The sequence below is a fragment of the Marimonas lutisalis genome, assembly GCF_005434965.1.
Classification (GTDB): Bacteria; Pseudomonadota; Alphaproteobacteria; order Rhodobacterales; family Rhodobacteraceae; genus Marimonas_A; species Marimonas_A lutisalis.
Genome location: NZ_SKCI01000001.1, coordinates 979943 through 994477, shown reverse-complemented (window position 1 = coordinate 994477; position 14535 = coordinate 979943). Strand labels below are relative to the sequence as shown.

General features: G+C 64.4%; 16 protein-coding genes. 7 read left to right on the top strand and 9 right to left on the bottom strand.

The window, feature by feature from the left end; genetic code table 11:
• Window positions 1-150 precede the first annotated feature (150 nt).
• Window positions 151-594 carry a DUF4174 domain-containing protein gene (locus E0501_RS04745; protein ID WP_137700181.1) on the top strand — a complete coding sequence of 148 codons (444 nt, stop codon included), beginning with the start codon at window positions 151-153 and terminating at the stop codon, window positions 592-594.
• A 40-nt stretch (window positions 595-634) separates the two neighbouring features.
• Here E0501_RS04745 and E0501_RS04740 read toward each other — a convergent pair whose 3' ends face one another.
• From E0501_RS04740 to E0501_RS04710, 8 genes are all read right to left on the bottom strand, one after another.
• Window positions 635-1162, bottom strand: a complete 528-nt coding sequence (locus E0501_RS04740) for a hypothetical protein (protein ID WP_137700180.1) — start codon at window positions 1160-1162, stop codon at window positions 635-637.
• A gap of 5 nt (window positions 1163-1167) precedes the next feature.
• The gene (locus E0501_RS04735; RefSeq protein WP_137700179.1) at window positions 1168-3213 is read right to left on the bottom strand and encodes an acetyl-CoA carboxylase biotin carboxylase subunit; all 2046 of its coding nucleotides are present in this window, start codon (window positions 3211-3213) and stop codon (window positions 1168-1170) included.
• A gap of 135 nt (window positions 3214-3348) precedes the next feature.
• Window positions 3349-3558: a hypothetical protein gene (locus tag E0501_RS04730; protein WP_137700178.1), complete on the bottom strand. Its 210-nt coding sequence runs from the start codon at window positions 3556-3558 to the stop codon at window positions 3349-3351.
• Between the two features lie 340 nt (window positions 3559-3898).
• Window positions 3899-4255: a hypothetical protein gene (locus E0501_RS04725; RefSeq protein WP_137700177.1), complete on the bottom strand. Its 357-nt coding sequence runs from the start codon at window positions 4253-4255 to the stop codon at window positions 3899-3901.
• Between the two features lie 60 nt (window positions 4256-4315).
• Entirely contained in the window at window positions 4316-4672 is a 357-nt protein-coding gene (locus tag E0501_RS04720) for a hypothetical protein (protein WP_137700176.1), read from the bottom strand.
• 168 nt (window positions 4673-4840) lie between these two features.
• Entirely contained in the window at window positions 4841-4981 is a 141-nt protein-coding gene (locus tag E0501_RS21260) for a hypothetical protein (RefSeq protein ID WP_170222764.1), read from the bottom strand.
• 214 nt (window positions 4982-5195) lie between these two features.
• Window positions 5196-5684, bottom strand: a complete 489-nt coding sequence (locus E0501_RS04715) for a DUF6497 family protein (protein WP_235857746.1) — start codon at window positions 5682-5684, stop codon at window positions 5196-5198.
• 9 nt (window positions 5685-5693) lie between these two features.
• Window positions 5694-7226 carry an acyl-CoA carboxylase subunit beta gene (locus tag E0501_RS04710; RefSeq protein ID WP_137700175.1) on the bottom strand — a complete coding sequence of 511 codons (1533 nt, stop codon included), beginning with the start codon at window positions 7224-7226 and terminating at the stop codon, window positions 5694-5696.
• 258 nt (window positions 7227-7484) lie between these two features.
• On the opposite strand from E0501_RS04710, the gene E0501_RS04705 reads away from it, so the two are divergent.
• The 3 genes from E0501_RS04705 to E0501_RS04695 all read left to right on the top strand — a co-directional run bounded on the left by E0501_RS04705 (window position 7485) and on the right by E0501_RS04695 (window position 11096).
• Complete coding sequence (locus E0501_RS04705; protein ID WP_137700174.1) at window positions 7485-8717, top strand: multidrug effflux MFS transporter; 1233 nt, start codon at window positions 7485-7487, stop codon at window positions 8715-8717.
• A gap of 175 nt (window positions 8718-8892) precedes the next feature.
• Complete coding sequence (locus tag E0501_RS04700; protein ID WP_137700173.1) at window positions 8893-10290, top strand: helix-turn-helix domain-containing protein; 1398 nt, start codon at window positions 8893-8895, stop codon at window positions 10288-10290.
• A complete protein-coding gene (locus E0501_RS04695; RefSeq protein ID WP_137700172.1) occupies window positions 10290-11096 on the top strand; it encodes an alpha/beta hydrolase in 807 nt (268 codons plus the stop codon). Before E0501_RS04700 ends, E0501_RS04695 begins: the two co-directional genes overlap by 1 nt.
• Here the strand turns inward: E0501_RS04695 and E0501_RS04690 are convergent.
• Window positions 11093-11332, bottom strand: coding sequence for a YdcH family protein (locus tag E0501_RS04690; protein WP_137700171.1), 240 nt, complete (start codon window positions 11330-11332; stop codon window positions 11093-11095). The genes E0501_RS04695 and E0501_RS04690 overlap by 4 nt on opposite strands.
• Before the next feature lie 151 nt (window positions 11333-11483).
• On the opposite strand from E0501_RS04690, the gene E0501_RS04685 reads away from it, so the two are divergent.
• From E0501_RS04685 to E0501_RS04675, 3 genes are all read left to right on the top strand, one after another.
• Window positions 11484-12587, top strand: a complete 1104-nt coding sequence (locus E0501_RS04685; protein WP_137700170.1) for a mandelate racemase/muconate lactonizing enzyme family protein — start codon at window positions 11484-11486, stop codon at window positions 12585-12587.
• 117 nt (window positions 12588-12704) lie between these two features.
• A complete protein-coding gene (locus E0501_RS04680; RefSeq protein ID WP_137700169.1) occupies window positions 12705-14192 on the top strand; it encodes an SLC13 family permease in 1488 nt (495 codons plus the stop codon).
• On the top strand, window positions 14186-14464 hold the full coding sequence (locus E0501_RS04675) for an anion permease (RefSeq protein WP_137700168.1): 279 nt from the start codon (window positions 14186-14188) through the stop codon (window positions 14462-14464). Before E0501_RS04680 ends, E0501_RS04675 begins: the two co-directional genes overlap by 7 nt.
• Window positions 14465-14535: the final 71 nt, after the last annotated feature.

Here is a 14535-nt window from a genome sequence, read left to right as displayed (position 1 = left end):
GACCGCGGAAAGCGGTCGATTGGTCAGCACGTGCATCCTGTGCCTCCAATTCTCACAAAGCGTTTAACGGGGTGGATTTTTCCCCCGCCTGTGCATTCAATGGTCGCATTCCCCGCCAAGGGACTTATATCTTGGGCCTGAGGAGAACCGATGAAACCGATCCTGGCCCTTGTTATCACGGCGTTTTTCGCGCTTCCCGCCACCGCGCAGGAGAGCGTGACCGACAGCGTCGCCCCGCTTGCCCCGCAGGTCGACGAGATGGATTTGAGCCAATTTCTATGGAAAAAACGGGTGCTGGTAGTGTTTGCCGACAGTCCCGGCGACCCGCGTTTCGTCGAACAGATGCGGCTTTTGTCGGAGCGGCCCGAGGATCTGCTGGAGCGTGACGTGGTGCTGTTGCTCGACACCGATCCGGCCGAGGCCAGCGAGCTGCGCGTGAAATTCCGGCCGCGGGGCTTCATGCTGGTCCTGGTGGGCAAGGATGGCAACGTATACCTGCGCAAACCGCTGCCCTGGAACGTGCGGGAAATCTCTCGCTCGATCGACAAGATGCCTTTGCGCCAACAGGAAATCGACATGCGGCGCGGGCGATAGGCGCGCGGCGCCTGCGAGGTGATGCCAAGGGCACGTGCCATCAGACATCCCCACTGGTCAGAACCACGGTGCGGCGCACCGGGTCGAGCACGGCAAAAGCGCCGTCGGCCCGCGAGAACACCATAACCGAGGGTGCCGCGGTCAGCGCGGCATAGAACGCCGCGCGGGCCTCATCGTTCATGCAGGGCTTGCCGCCCACGCCGATCGCCTGCACGGCAACACCGGTGGGCCGGTCGGCATTCATGATCTCGAGGAACAGCGCATCTGCCGAAGTATCGGGAACAGAAAGGGCAAAGGCACGGTCCTGCGCCGCGCTGGCAAACACCGCGCCGACACTGGAAAACAGTGGCACGCGCGATTTCACCTCGCCGGTGCGGGCGCGGTAGACGGCGGCGGTGCAGCCGCGTTGCGAATTGAAATAGAGCGTTTCCCCCAGTTCGAACCATTGCGAGGCAAGCGCTTTCGCCTCGGCCTCGGAATGGCGGTCGCATGCGAGCAGGAACCCGAGCGCGGCAAGGGCCATGCCCTGCCGCGCCCGCTTGCCCGCGATATGCGCCGCAACGCCCAAGAGCCCTACTCGAACTCCATGATCACGTCGTCGACGGCCAGGCTGTCGCCCGGGCCGGCGTTGATCTTGGAGACAACGGCCCGCTTTTCGGCCCGCAGGATGTTTTCCATCTTCATCGCCTCGACAGTGCAGAGCGCCTGGCCCTCCTGAACCTCCTGCCCCACTTCTACATCGACCTTCACGATCAGGCCCGGCATCGGGCAAAGCAGCATCTTCGATGTATCAGGCGGAAGTTTCTCGGGCATTAAGGCGGCCAGTTCCGCCTGGCGCGGGGTGCGCACATGCACCTTGAGATCCGCGCCGCGGCTGCGGATGCGGAAACCGCCGGTAATCTTGCCCACCTTCAGCACCAGCGGTTCGCCATCGACGGTCATCTCGGCCAGGCTGTCGCCCGGGGTCCAGGCACCCGTCACGCGGTGCGAGGAGCCATCCGAGAACGTCACGGTCGAGCCGTCGTGATCGGCGGCGATGGTGACCGGGAAGCTTTCGCCCTGCAGGCTGACCACCCAATCGGTGCCGACACGGCGTTCGTGGTTGTCCATCCGGCCCGACACGCGGGTGCGGCGGATCTCGGCCACGCGGTGCATGGCGGCGGCGCTGGCGGCGATGCGGCGCAGCGTGAGCTCGGGCAGTTCGACCCCGTCAAAGCCATCGGGATATTCCTCGGCGATGAAGGCGGTGGTGATGTCGCCGGTGATGAATTTCGGGTGATCCATCACGGCCGACAGGAATGGCAGGTTGTGACCGATGCCTTCCAGCTCGAAACTGTCGAGAGCGATGCGCATCGCCTCGATCGCCTCTTCGCGGGTCGGCGCCCAGGTGCAGAGTTTGGCGATCATCGGGTCGTAATACATGCTGATCTCGCCGCCTTCATAGACGCCGGTATCGTTGCGCACGGCGGTCGGGCCTTCGGGGGCCTCGCCCTGCCACTTGCCGTTGCGCAGAAGCGGGCCGGCGGCAATTTCCGCCGGCGGGCGGTACATGCTGAGCCGCCCGATCGAGGGCAGGAAGTTGCGATAGGGATCCTCGGCGTAGAGCCGGTTCTCGATCGCCCAGCCGTTCAGCTTCACATCGGCCTGGGTGATCGAGAGCTTCTCGCCCCCGGCGACGCGGATCATCTGTTCCACCAGATCGACGCCGGTGATGAGTTCCGTGACCGGGTGTTCCACCTGCAGGCGGGTGTTCATTTCCAGGAAGTAGAAGTTCTTCTGCCCGTCGACGATGAATTCCACCGTGCCGGCGCTGGTATAGCCCACCGCCTTGGCCAGGGCGACGGCCTGTTCGCCCATCGCCTTGCGGGTCGCCTCATCCAGGAAGGGGCTGGGCGCCTCTTCCACCACTTTCTGGTTGCGGCGCTGGATCGAGCATTCGCGCTCGCCCAGGTAGATGCCGTTGCCGTGGGCATCACACAGCACCTGGATCTCGATATGGCGCGGCTGGGTGACGAATTTCTCGATGAAGATGCGGTCATCGCCGAAGGAGCTGGCGGCCTCGTTCTTCGAGCTCTGGAAGCCCTCGCGCGCTTCCTCATCGTTCCAGGCAATGCGCATGCCCTTGCCGCCGCCGCCGGCGGAGGCCTTGATCATCACCGGGTAGCCGATCTCGTTGGAGATCTTGACCGCCTCGTCGGCGTCCTCGATCAGGCCCATGTAGCCCGGCACGGTCGAAACCTCGGCCTCCTGGGCGATTTTCTTCGAGGTGATCTTGTCGCCCATCGCCTCGATCGCGCCCTTGGGCGGGCCGACAAAGGCCACGCCGGCCGCTTCAAGTGCTTCGGCGAATTTGCTGTTTTCACTCAGGAAACCATAGCCCGGGTGCACCGCTTCGGCGCCGGTTTCCTTGATCGCGCGCATCACGTTGTCGATGACGATATAGGACTGGTTGGCCGGCGGCGGGCCGATATGCACCGCTTCGTCGGCCATCTGCACATGCAGCGCGTTCTTGTCGGCGTCCGAGTAGATCGCCACCGTCTGGATGCCCATCTTGCGGGCGGTCTTGATCACCCGGCAGGCGATCTCGCCCCGGTTAGCAATCAGGATCTTGTTGAACATCTGTCGTCCCTTCCGTCTCTTGGCTGCGGGGGAACGCCCCCCGAAGCGGTCGCAGCAAAACGGCCACCGCGGGGATACCCCGCGATGGCCGTGGATGTGAGTGATGGCCCGAAAGCCGGTGTCAGGCGCGCAGGATCAGCAGCGCGTCGGATATTTCTGGCAGTAGGCCACGTTGGCCGCGGCGCCGACAAACGCGCCGGTCGCGACATTGCCGTCCAGCACGATAGACGTGGCCGCCCCGGCTCCGCCCCCCATGAGGGCCTGTTCGACAGCGGTGTCGCCGCAGGCTGCAACGGTGCCCAGAGCGACAAGCGCGAGCGCGCGGATCGTGATTGGTGTTTGCATGATGTCGTGCCTCTTTCCGAATTGATTGTTATTGCTTCGGAAATGCGGGTTTTCACGTCGAAAGTGAAGAAATTTCTTTTCACTTTCGCGGCATCGGCAAGGGTTCGCCCAATCGCGTAACCGTTTGTCATGCGGGCAAAAAAACGGGGCGGACGGCCTTGGGGACAGCCAGTCCGCCCCTTAGGGGAAGGGTAACGGTTCAGACAATGCGTCTCGGTCTCGCTTGAGACCGCCACTACAACGATAGGATTGTCGCCAATGCGGCCCCGTGCCAAGCGGCCTGCGCCAAGCGGCGGAATTTGGGCTGATCCCCGCCCAAACGCGGCATGGTTGCGCAAGATCATGCCGATTCTCCCTCGAAAACCTCGGGAAACGCCTCTCGCGCGGCCTCGACATCGATGCGCAGCAGGGCCTCGTAACTGGCCGGATCAAACGGATCTTCAGCGGGAATCACTTCGCGCCCGAACAACCAGCTGAGCCGCCCTGCATCGAGATTGCCGCGCTCGAACGGCTCTTCGCCGAAAAAGTCCCAGAGTGCCGCCATGAACCCGAGGTCGGCAGCACGGTCGGCCGGCCGGCGATCGCGATAGCGTTCGCGCGCAGTCAATGGTGTCACGCCGCGCGGATTGGCCCTGCGAATAGTGAACTGGAAATCGGTCCCGGGCAGGCGCCCGGGAAAGCCGCGATGCTTCAGCATGGCGCCCCCCTTTCCAGGGAGCGCAGCCGCCGCGTACCGCGCCCTACCGCACCAAAGCCATCAACCGTTCTGGTTTTGGCTCTGGTTGCCAGTCTGGCTTTGGTTGCCGGTCTGGCTCTGGTTGGTGTTCTGGTTGGTATTCTGGTTCTGGTTCTGGTTGCCAGTCGTGCCAGTTGCAGGCGCCGTGCCGGTTGCAGAGGCCGTGCTGGACGACGTGCTGGTTCCGTCAGATGTCGCGGAAACGGCGCTTGTGAGCATGATGCACTGATTGCCCTGCAGAACATATCCGTCCGGGCAGTGCAGGACGCCGAACTTGTCCGCGATCGGCTCGGGACCAACCGGAACGGCTTCGGGCTGCGTGCAGGCCGCCAGACCCGCGAAAACCAAACCTGAAAGGAAAACCGATTTCTTGAACAAGACACACCTCCTGATTTTTTGTGAGATGCCCCGCTCTGAGTGGCGGGAATAGGCGCAATATACCGTTGGTTTATGGCGCGTCGTTGATACTGATCAATTCCAGTATCCGTCTCGGCCCGGTGCCAAGGCCGGAAGGAGACGGGCGCGAACGCCCGTCCCGAGTACCGGTTACTTGTACTTGCCGGTGTAGGTCGGCTCGACCGAGATGGGCTCGGGTTCGACCACGACGTATTCTTCTTCTTGCTGAGCGCAAGCTGCCACGAAGGCAACCAGGCCAAGCGCAAGAACGCTCTTGATGGCTTTCGACATCTGTTTCTCCTGTCTCTTGCTTTGGACATGTCAGGACGCAAGCGCCCTTTCTGCCCCTCGTACGAGGTAAGACCTTCCCGGAGGAAAGCCTGCGCCACCTTATCCGAATCTCCGGTGAAAAGAAACTTTTCCACAGCGATCACTGCCGGTTGTGACGCCAAAGCCTCATATCCACCTCCGCCTGAGCGGAAATCCGCAAGATATTGTGGCCGCATCAGAATGCCTCCCAGATGCAGGCCCCGTTCTCGACGCGGTAAAGCTCGAAAAACTGGGTGGCGTCGGGGCTCGCCACGCCCAGTTCGGTTTCGCGGTCGGCCAGCGAAATGACGATCCGGTCATAGCGTGCCACGCTGGCAGTGAGATCGGGCAGCGCGTAGCTGTTGCACAGGAATTCCAGGTCGCTCAGCAGCAGGTCGAAATCGGGTTCGGCCACAAGCGCGTCGGCGACGAAACGATAGCGCGCATAGTCAAGCTGCCCGTCGGGCTTCACATCGAGCACGACCTCCTGAAGGCGCGCCTCGAGCCCGGAGGGCAGCGGTGGCACGGGCGCGCGGTCGGCCGCCCCTGCCCCGCCGGCCCCCGCCGCAGCCCCCGCCGCGGCCAGCGCCAACGCACAGGCCCACCGGCCCCAGCAGGACATGCTGGCTCCTCCGGCCGGGGGCGTGCGGCCCGTGTGACGGGCAATCAGGGTGCGCGACAGCATGACGAAACCTCAGAGCGGGATATTGTCGTGCTTTTTCCAGGGGTTCCGGATTTTCTTGTTGCGCAGCGCGGCAAAGGCTCGGGCCACCCGCTTGCGCGTGGAATGCGGCATGATCACCTCATCGATGAAGCCACGCTCGGCCGCCACGAAGGGGTTGGCAAAGCGGTCTTCGTAGTCCTTGGTGTGCGCCGCGATCTTCTCGGCATCGCCCAGGTCGGCGCGGTGGATGATCTCTGTCGCGCCCTTGGCGCCCATCACCGCGATCTCGGCGGTGGGCCAGGCATAGTTGAAATCGCCGCGCAGGTGTTTCGAGGCCATCACGTCATAGGCGCCGCCATAGGCCTTGCGGGTGATAACGGTGACCTTGGGCACTGTCGCCTCGCCATAGGCGAAGAGCAGTTTCGCGCCGTGCTTGATGACACCGCCATATTCCTGGCTGGTGCCCGGCAGGAAGCCCGGAACGTCGACCAGCGTCAGGATCGGGATCTCGAAGGCATCGCAGAAACGCACGAAACGCGCGGCCTTGCGCGAGCTGTCGATATCGAGACAGCCAGCCAGCACCATCGGCTGGTTGGCGACAACGCCCACCGTCTGGCCCTCGATGCGGATGAAACCGGTGATGATGTTCTTGGCGAAATCCTCCTGGATTTCATAGAAATCGGCCTCGTCCGCGATCTTCAGGATCAGCTCCTTCATGTCGTAGGGCGTGTTGGCGTTTTCCGGGATCAGCGTATCGAGGCTTTCTTCCAGCCGGCCGGGCTCATCAAAAAACGGCCGCACGGGCGGTTTTTCGCGGTTGTTGAGCGGCAGGAAATCGACCAGGCGGCGGACCTCGGCCAGGGCTTCGACATCATTGTCGAAGGCGCCATCGGCGACCGAGGACTTCTTGGTATGCGTCGAGGCACCGCCCAGCTCTTCGGCGGTCACCACCTCGTTCGTCACGGTTTTCACCACGTCGGGCCCGGTGACGAACATGTAGGAGCTGTCTTTGACCATGAAGATGAAGTCGGTCATCGCCGGGGAGTAGACCGCCCCGCCCGCGCAGGGCCCCATGATCACGCTGATCTGCGGCACCACGCCCGAGGCCATGATGTTGCGCTGGAACACATCGGCATAGCCGGCGAGCGAGGCCACGCCTTCCTGGATGCGGGCGCCGCCCGAGTCGTTGAGGCCAATCACCGGTGCGCCGTTCTGCACTGCCATGTCCATGATCTTGCAGATCTTTTCGGCATGGGTTTCCGACAGGGACCCGCCGAAGACGGTGAAATCCTGGGAAAAGACATAGACCATGCGGCCGTTGATCGTGCCCCAGCCGGTGACCACGCCATCGCCATAGGGTTTCTGCTTTTCCATGCCGAAATCGGTGCAGCGGTGGGTTTTGAACATGTCGAATTCTTCGAAGCTGTCTTCGTCGAGCAGCAGTTCGATACGTTCACGGGCCGTCAACTTGCCCTTGGAATGCTGTGCCTCGATCCGTTTCTGGCCGCCGCCCTGGCGGGCCACGTCACGGCGATCGTCGAGTTCCTGAAGGATGTCTTTCATGGGAGTCCCCCTTGCGAATTTGGCGCACCATATCCAGCGGCCCGCGCGCGCGGAAGCGAAATTCGGCAAATTTGCAAACTCATGGAAACAATCATTTCGCAAAATGCGAAAATGCAAATGCCGCGACGGCATAAGGTGAAATCAGCCCGCCGCTCTGGTCAATCCCGATCGAAGCTGGTGAACTCGGCGCACTGGGAAGGCGCAGCCGTTTTTCGCCGCGCCGCCCCCGTTGATTATCGCCATTTTGAAAACATCGTCATGCAAGCGCACCGCCCCGTCAGATTCCTGGACAAGACCAGCCCGCCCCATATCGGGACGCTGATGATGCTGACCGGGATCTCGGCGCTGGCGATGAATTTCTTCCTGCCCTCCCTGCCCGGCATGACCGCCTATTTCAACACCACGCCGGCAATCATGGGCCTGTCGGTGGGGCTTTACCTGCTGGTCAACGCGGTCCTGCAGATCGTGATCGGGCCGATCTCGGACAAATACGGGCGGCGGCAGGTGATTCTGGGCTCGATCGTGGCCTATCTGCTGGCCACGCTGGGCTGCATTTTCGCGCCCAACACCACGGTTTTCCTGGTATTTCGGATGTTGCAGGCCTTCATCGCCGTCACCATGGTGCTGAGCCGCGCGGTGGTGCGCGATACCACGCCAGCGGACAAGGCGGGCGCGAAGATCGCCTATGTCACCATGGGCATGGCGGTTGTGCCGATGGTCGCGCCGACGCTGGGCGGTTACCTGGAACAGCATTACGGCTGGCACGCGAATTTCTGGGTGCTGTTTGCCGCCGGTCTTGTTGCGCTGGCGATGGCCTGGGCGGATCTCGGCGAAACCGCCCAGCGGCGCGAGATCACGCTGGGCCAGCAATATGGCGAAATGCCCGAACTGCTGCGCAGCCCGCGCTTCTGGGGCTATGCCGCGGCGGCGAGCTTCTCGTCGGGCTCGTTCTTTGCCTACCTGGGCGGCGCGCCTTTCGTGGCGACGGATGTGTTCCACCTCGAACCGCAGGAGCTGGGGCTTTATTTCGCGGCGCCGTCGGTGGGCTATTTCTTCGGCAACTTCGCCGCCGCGCGCCTGTCCACGCGGCTTGGCTCGGACAGGATGTATCTCTTTGGAATGACGATCATTTTCGTTTCGCTTGCGCTGTCCTACGTGCTGGCCCTGGGCGGGCAGCAATCGGCGGCGGTGTTCTTTGGCCTGATGGTGCCGGTGGGCTTTGGCAACGGCATGTCGATCCCCAACGCGGTGTCGGGCACGCTGTCGGTGCGCCCGCATCTTGCCGGCACGGCCTCGGGGCTGGGCGGCGCAATCATGCTGGGCGGTGGCGCGGGCCTGTCGGCTCTGGCGGGCTGGGCGCTTCAGGGCGGGCAGACGGCAGCGCCGCTGGTGCTGATCCAGCTTCTGATCACGGCCGCCGGGATCGTGGCGATCCTGCTGGTGATGCGCCGCGCGGCGCGGCTTGGCGCGGCCGGGATCGACGAACGTTAACCCTTTGGCCCCGGGCAAGAATCGGGGGTGACATGCGTGCACCGCCCGGCTGACATCCGGCTGCCGGGACATTCGGCCCCGGCTGACGCGGAAATCGTGACCCCTGCGCACGGTGCTTTGCAAGTTTGGAAATTTGCAATACCTAGTTTGCAAAGCGACCACAGCGGAGCCGAAAATGGCGAACCCGAAAATCTATGCCGGCGCCAAGCTGCGCGAGACGCGGCGCAGACTGAACCTGACGCAGAAGGACTTTGCCGCCAAGCTGGGCGTGTCCCTGCCCTATCTGAACCAGATGGAAAACAACAAGCGCCCGGTCTCCACCACCGTGGTGCTGGCGCTGGCGCAGGAATTCGGTTTTGACGTGACCGAACTGACCAGCGGCGATAGCGAGCGGCTGGTCAGTGACATGCGCGAGGCGATGGCCGACCCGGTTTTTGCCGAGGACCCGCCGCCGCTGGCCGATCTGCGGCTGACCGCGTCGAACGCACCAGGGCTGGCGCGCGCCTTTCTGGAACTGCACCGCGCCTACCGCCAGACCCACGAACGGCTGGCGAGCCTCGATGAGGCGCTAGGACGCGAGGATGCGCGCATGCAGGCCAGCCCCTGGGACGAGGTGCGCGATTTCTTCCATTACTGCGACAACTATATCGACGCGGTCGACCGCGCCGCCGAACGCTTTGCCCAGGGGGCGGGCCCCGGCGGCATTGCCGCGCATGCGATCCAGAGCCTGCGCGCAGAAGGTATCACCGTGCAGGAAAGCGACAGCGACGTGTTGCGCCGGTTCGAACCCGACGAACGCCGGCTGACGCTCTCGGCGCGGGCCGCGCCGGAAACCCGCAGTTTCCAGCTATTGCTTCAGGTGGCGCTCTTGAAACAGGACCAGCTGCTGGAGGCGACGCTGGACCTGGCGCGGTTCCAGTCCGAGGAGGCGCGCCAGATCGCGAAAATCGGGCTGGCCAACTATTTCGCCGGGGCCGCGCTGATGCCCTATACCGCGTTCCTGACGGCGGCGCGCGAAACGCGCCACGATCTTGAACGGCTGTCGACCACCTTCGGCGCGTCGATCGAACAGGTGGCGCACCGCCTTTCCACGCTGCAGCGCCCCGGCGCCAAGGGCGTGCCGTTCTTCTTTGTCCGGGTCGATCAGGCCGGCACGATCACCAAGCGGCACAGCGCCACGCGGCTGCAATTCGCGCGCTTCGGCGGCGCCTGCCCGCTGTGGAACGTGCACCGCGCGTTTGAGACGCCCGGGCGGTTCCTGCGCCAGCTTGCGGAAACGCCCGACGGCGTGCGCTACATCTCGATCGCGCGCGATGTCAGCAAGCCGGGCGGCCGGTTCGGCGCGCCGGTGCGCCGCTTTGCCATCGCGCTGGGCTGCGAGGTGGGCCATGCCGACAGCCTGGTCTACGCCGACGGGCTCGATGTGAGCGAGCGCCAGAATTTCGAACCCATCGGCATTTCCTGCCGCATCTGCGAACGCGTGCATTGCCATCAACGCTCGGTCCCGCCGCTGGAACGGCGGTTGTCGATCGACGCGAACGCGCGTGGCGTGCTGCCTTACGAGGTTGGCTGATGCTGAAGGTCGTGAGCCTTCTGGCGGCGGTGGCCCTGGGCGGGTGGCTAGCGATCGACCGGATCGAGCAGGATATGGTCTTCGGCTTCGATGGCACGCGGGTGGCCCCGGCGGCGGCGGGCGAACGGCGGCTTCGTGAAGTGATCTTTCCCAGCGGCGGGCATAACCTGATCCTGTGGGTGGCCGCCCCGAAGCCGGGCAAACCGGTGATCCTTTATTTCCACGGCAATGCCGGGAACCTGGCCCTGCGCAGCGGGCGGTTCCGGCGCTTCCTGGACCGCGGCTATGGTGTGGTGGCCATGGGGTATCGCGGGTCGTCGGGCTCGGGCGGACGACCGAGCGAGGTGGCGCTGATCTTTGATGCGCGGCGCCTGTTTGCCCGGATCAACGATTATGCGGGCAATGCGCCGGTGGTGATCTATGGCGAAAGCTTGGGCACCGGCGTGGCGGTGGGGATGCTGGCGGACAGCCGCAAGATGCCTGCTGGCGTGATCCTCGAGGCGCCGTTCACCTCGATCCGCGACGTCGCGCTGAGCGCCTATCCCGAGATGGAATCACTGGTGGACCGGATGCGGGCAAAGTTTGACAGCTTGTCGAAGGCGGGGGCGTTGCGCGCGCCGCTGCTGGTGCTGCACGGCGACCGCGATGCCGTGATCCCGATCAGCCAGGGGCGGCAACTTTTCGCTGCCGCCCCTGCTCGGATAAAGACATTCCTGACCGTGCCGGGTGGCGGCCACACCGATCTGTGGCGCAGCGATACCCTGCCGGTGATGTGGCGGTTCATCGACCGCCACGACAGGCCTTAGCCCTTGGACAGGATCGCGTAGATCTCGTCTTTCAGGTGGGCGCGTTTCTTGCGCAACTCGACCTCGGCCAGTTCTTCCATCGGCTCGACATTGGTTTCGGCGCGGTGCACGGCGCGGTTCAACTCGTGATATTCGTCGGCAAGCTTCGCGAAATGCGCGTCCGAGGTTTTCAGTTCCGTCATCTTTTCGGCGAATTCCGGGAATTCCTCGTGCAGCTCGTGCGGGGTGTGCGACATGCGCGTCTCTCCTCTTGTCTCATGATCCGGCGGCCAGATTAGGCGCCGCGGCGCCGTCCGGGCTTTGACTCGGATCAAAAGCGGCGCCGTTCGGGCCGCATATGTCGGGTTTTTCTGGCCCATGCAAGCAGACTCGGGGCAGGCTGGGGCCATGAAGATCAAAGATATCCGCATTCGCCCCCTCACCCTGCCGCTGGCCCAGCCCTATCACTGGACGCAAGGGGTGCGGCGTGCCTTCCACGTCAACCTGATCGAAATGGAGCTGGCGGATGGCACCGTTGGGCTGGGCGAGGCGACGGTGGCGCCCGACCAGGCCGCCAGCGTGCTGATCCTGAAGCGTCTGGCGCAGGTGCTGCTGGGCGAAAGCGTGTTCGACGCCGCGGTGCTGCGCGAGCGGGTGCTGCGCGAATGCTACATGGCGTTTGGCGCCAACACGCAGCGCGCGGCGAACCAGATGCTGTCGGGGCTGGATTTCGCGATGTGGGACGCGATGGGCAAACTCTCGGGGCGCCCGGTGCATGATCTGCTGGGCGGTGCGCAGCGGCGGCGGGTGGGCTATTTCTTTTTCCTGCAGGGTGACACGCCCGAGGAGCTGGCCCGCCACGCGGCACGGGGCGCGGCCGCCGGAGAGCGGGTGTTCTACCTGAAGGTGGGCCGCAACGAGGCCGCCGATCTGGAAATCGTGCGCGCGGTGCGCGCCGAGATCGGCGATGCGCGGCTGCGGCTGGATGCGAACGAAGGCTGGGACCCCTATCGCGCGATCCGGATGTGCCGCAAGTTCGAGCCCTATGACATTGATTTCATAGAGCAACCCACATCCAGCTGGTCGATCGAGGCGCTGGCGCATGTGCGGCAATCGGTGGGCATTCCGATCGTCGCCGACCAGGCTGCCTTTACCCTGTCGGATGTCTACGAGATCTGCCGGCGCCGCGCCGCCGACATGATCTGCATCGGCCCGCGCGAGGTGGGCGGCATCCAGAACATGCTGAAGGCCGCCGCGGTGGCCGAGGCGGCAGGGCTGAACATCTGCATCCATTCCAGCTTTACCACCGGCATCACCACCGCGGCCGAACACGCGATCGCGCGGATGATCCCGAACCTCGACGACGGTAACCAGATCATGTGGCAGCTGGCGCGCGACAATATCGTGGCCGCCCCCGCGCTGGCACCGGTCGAAGGCTGGCTCGACCTGCCCGACGCGCCGGGGCTGGGGATCACGCTGGACGCGGGGCTGGTCTCAGGGTTGGAAAGCTGAACCGGTCAGCCGCCGAAAACATGGCCAACCGGGGCACCTGGGGCGAAGACCAGTTGAACAAATCTGCACCAGTCTTCAGGATAGACGCTTGAAATCTGTCCGCCACGGCACCTGACCATGTCCCTGGAAATCCTCTTCGTGCTCTTGCTTTTCGCGGCTGCGGCCGTGCTGCTGGCGACCGAGATCATTCCGCCCGAGATCACGGCGCTTGGACTTGTCGTGGCTCTTGGTGCGACCGGGGTCATCACGGCCCGGGAAGCGTTCCAGGGCTTCGCGAGCGAGACGATCGTCGTGCTTGCCTGCGTGATGGTCCTGTCGCGCAGGCTCGCGTATTCGATCACGTTGATCGGGCTGTCCGCACGCCTGGTGGGGCAGTTCAAGGGCGCCCCGGCCGCGATTACGGCGCGCCTGATGGCCGGTTCGGCCGCCCTGTCGACGATCTTCAGCAACACCAGCACGACCGCCGTGATGATGCCCGTTGCGATCGCCGCGGCGCGCAGGGCGAAAACCGAACCGGCGCGTTTCCTGATGCCGATCGCCTTCGCCTCGATGATGGGCGGCTCGGCGACGCTGATCGGCACGTCGACCAACCTTGCCATGAGCGGGGCGATCACCCAGGCGGGCCTCGACCCCTTCGGCCTGTTCGAATTCTTCTGGGTCGGGCTGGCAGTGACCGTCGCCGGTATCGCCACCATGATGCTGGTCGGAAACCGCCTTGTCCCCATGCGCGGCGGGGCGAGCGACGGTGAGGGCGGCGAAGAGCTCTTTCTTGCCGCGCTGGTCGTTGCAGCCGGTTCGCGGGCAGAGGACAAGGCGATTGGCGAACTGGGGCTGCCCGAGATCGGCGCCAAACCGCTTGCCATCGACGCCGGGGAAGGCCGGCTTGCGGCCCACCCGCGCCGAAAGGTGCATGAAGGCAACCAGATCATCATAAGGGCGACGCGCGACGCACTCTCGGTTCTGCTGGACGATGACCGTTTCCTCGTCGATGGGCTTTCGGAGAACACCAGGGGGCGGGTCGGCGCCGAGGCAATCCTGCTTCCGGGGTCGCAATGGATCGGCCTTTCGGTGGCACGCGCGCGCCGCCAGCTTTCCCCCGAGGTGGCGTTGGTCGGTGTCAGGCGTTCGGGTTATGGCCGTGCCGCTCTCGTGGGTCTCATGCGGCTTCGGGCCGGCGACATCCTGTGGCTTGTCGGCAGCGAAGACGGCGTCGCGGCGGTCGATTCCGATGTCGACATCTACCTGGCGCGCGACGAAGAGCCAGTTGCGCCGGGGCGGCGCGAGGGGTGGTACACGCTGTGCGCATTGATCGGCGCCATCGTCATCGCCGCAGCCGGGTTGCTTCCCCTGAGCATTGCACTGACGGCCGCGGTGCTTGGCCTGATCCTGTCGGGGCGGTTCACGCTGCGCGATGCATTTGCCATGGTCTCGTGGCGGGTTCTCATCCTGATCGGCGGCATGACCAGTTTCGGCCTCGCGATGCTTCAGACCGGTGCCGCGGATTGGCTGGCGACAGCGATCTTCCGGCATGTCGCGCCGATGGGCCTTCCCGCCGTTCTCGTTGCGCTCTCGGTGTTGACAGTCTTGCTGACGCAACCTTGCTGACGCAACCCCTGTCCAACGCGGCCGCCGCCCTGACGATGCTGCCGATCGCGATCGCGCTCGCCGACAACCTTGGTGTCGATCCAAGGCCACTGGCGATCATCGTCACCTTGTCGGCCTCCTTGTCCTTCATCGCGCCGCTTGAGCCGGCATTGCTTCTTGTCTACGGGCGCGGGAACTATCGCCTGTTGGATTTCGTCAGGGCCGGTGTCCCACTGACCGTTGTTTCCTTGGCGATCGTTCTTCTCCTTGTTCCGTGGATCTGGCCAGTGTGAGCGCCCTACGCCTGCATTCGGCGGGGCACATACCCGCCAGCAGCGTTCAGGGCCGTCCTGCACATGTGAAA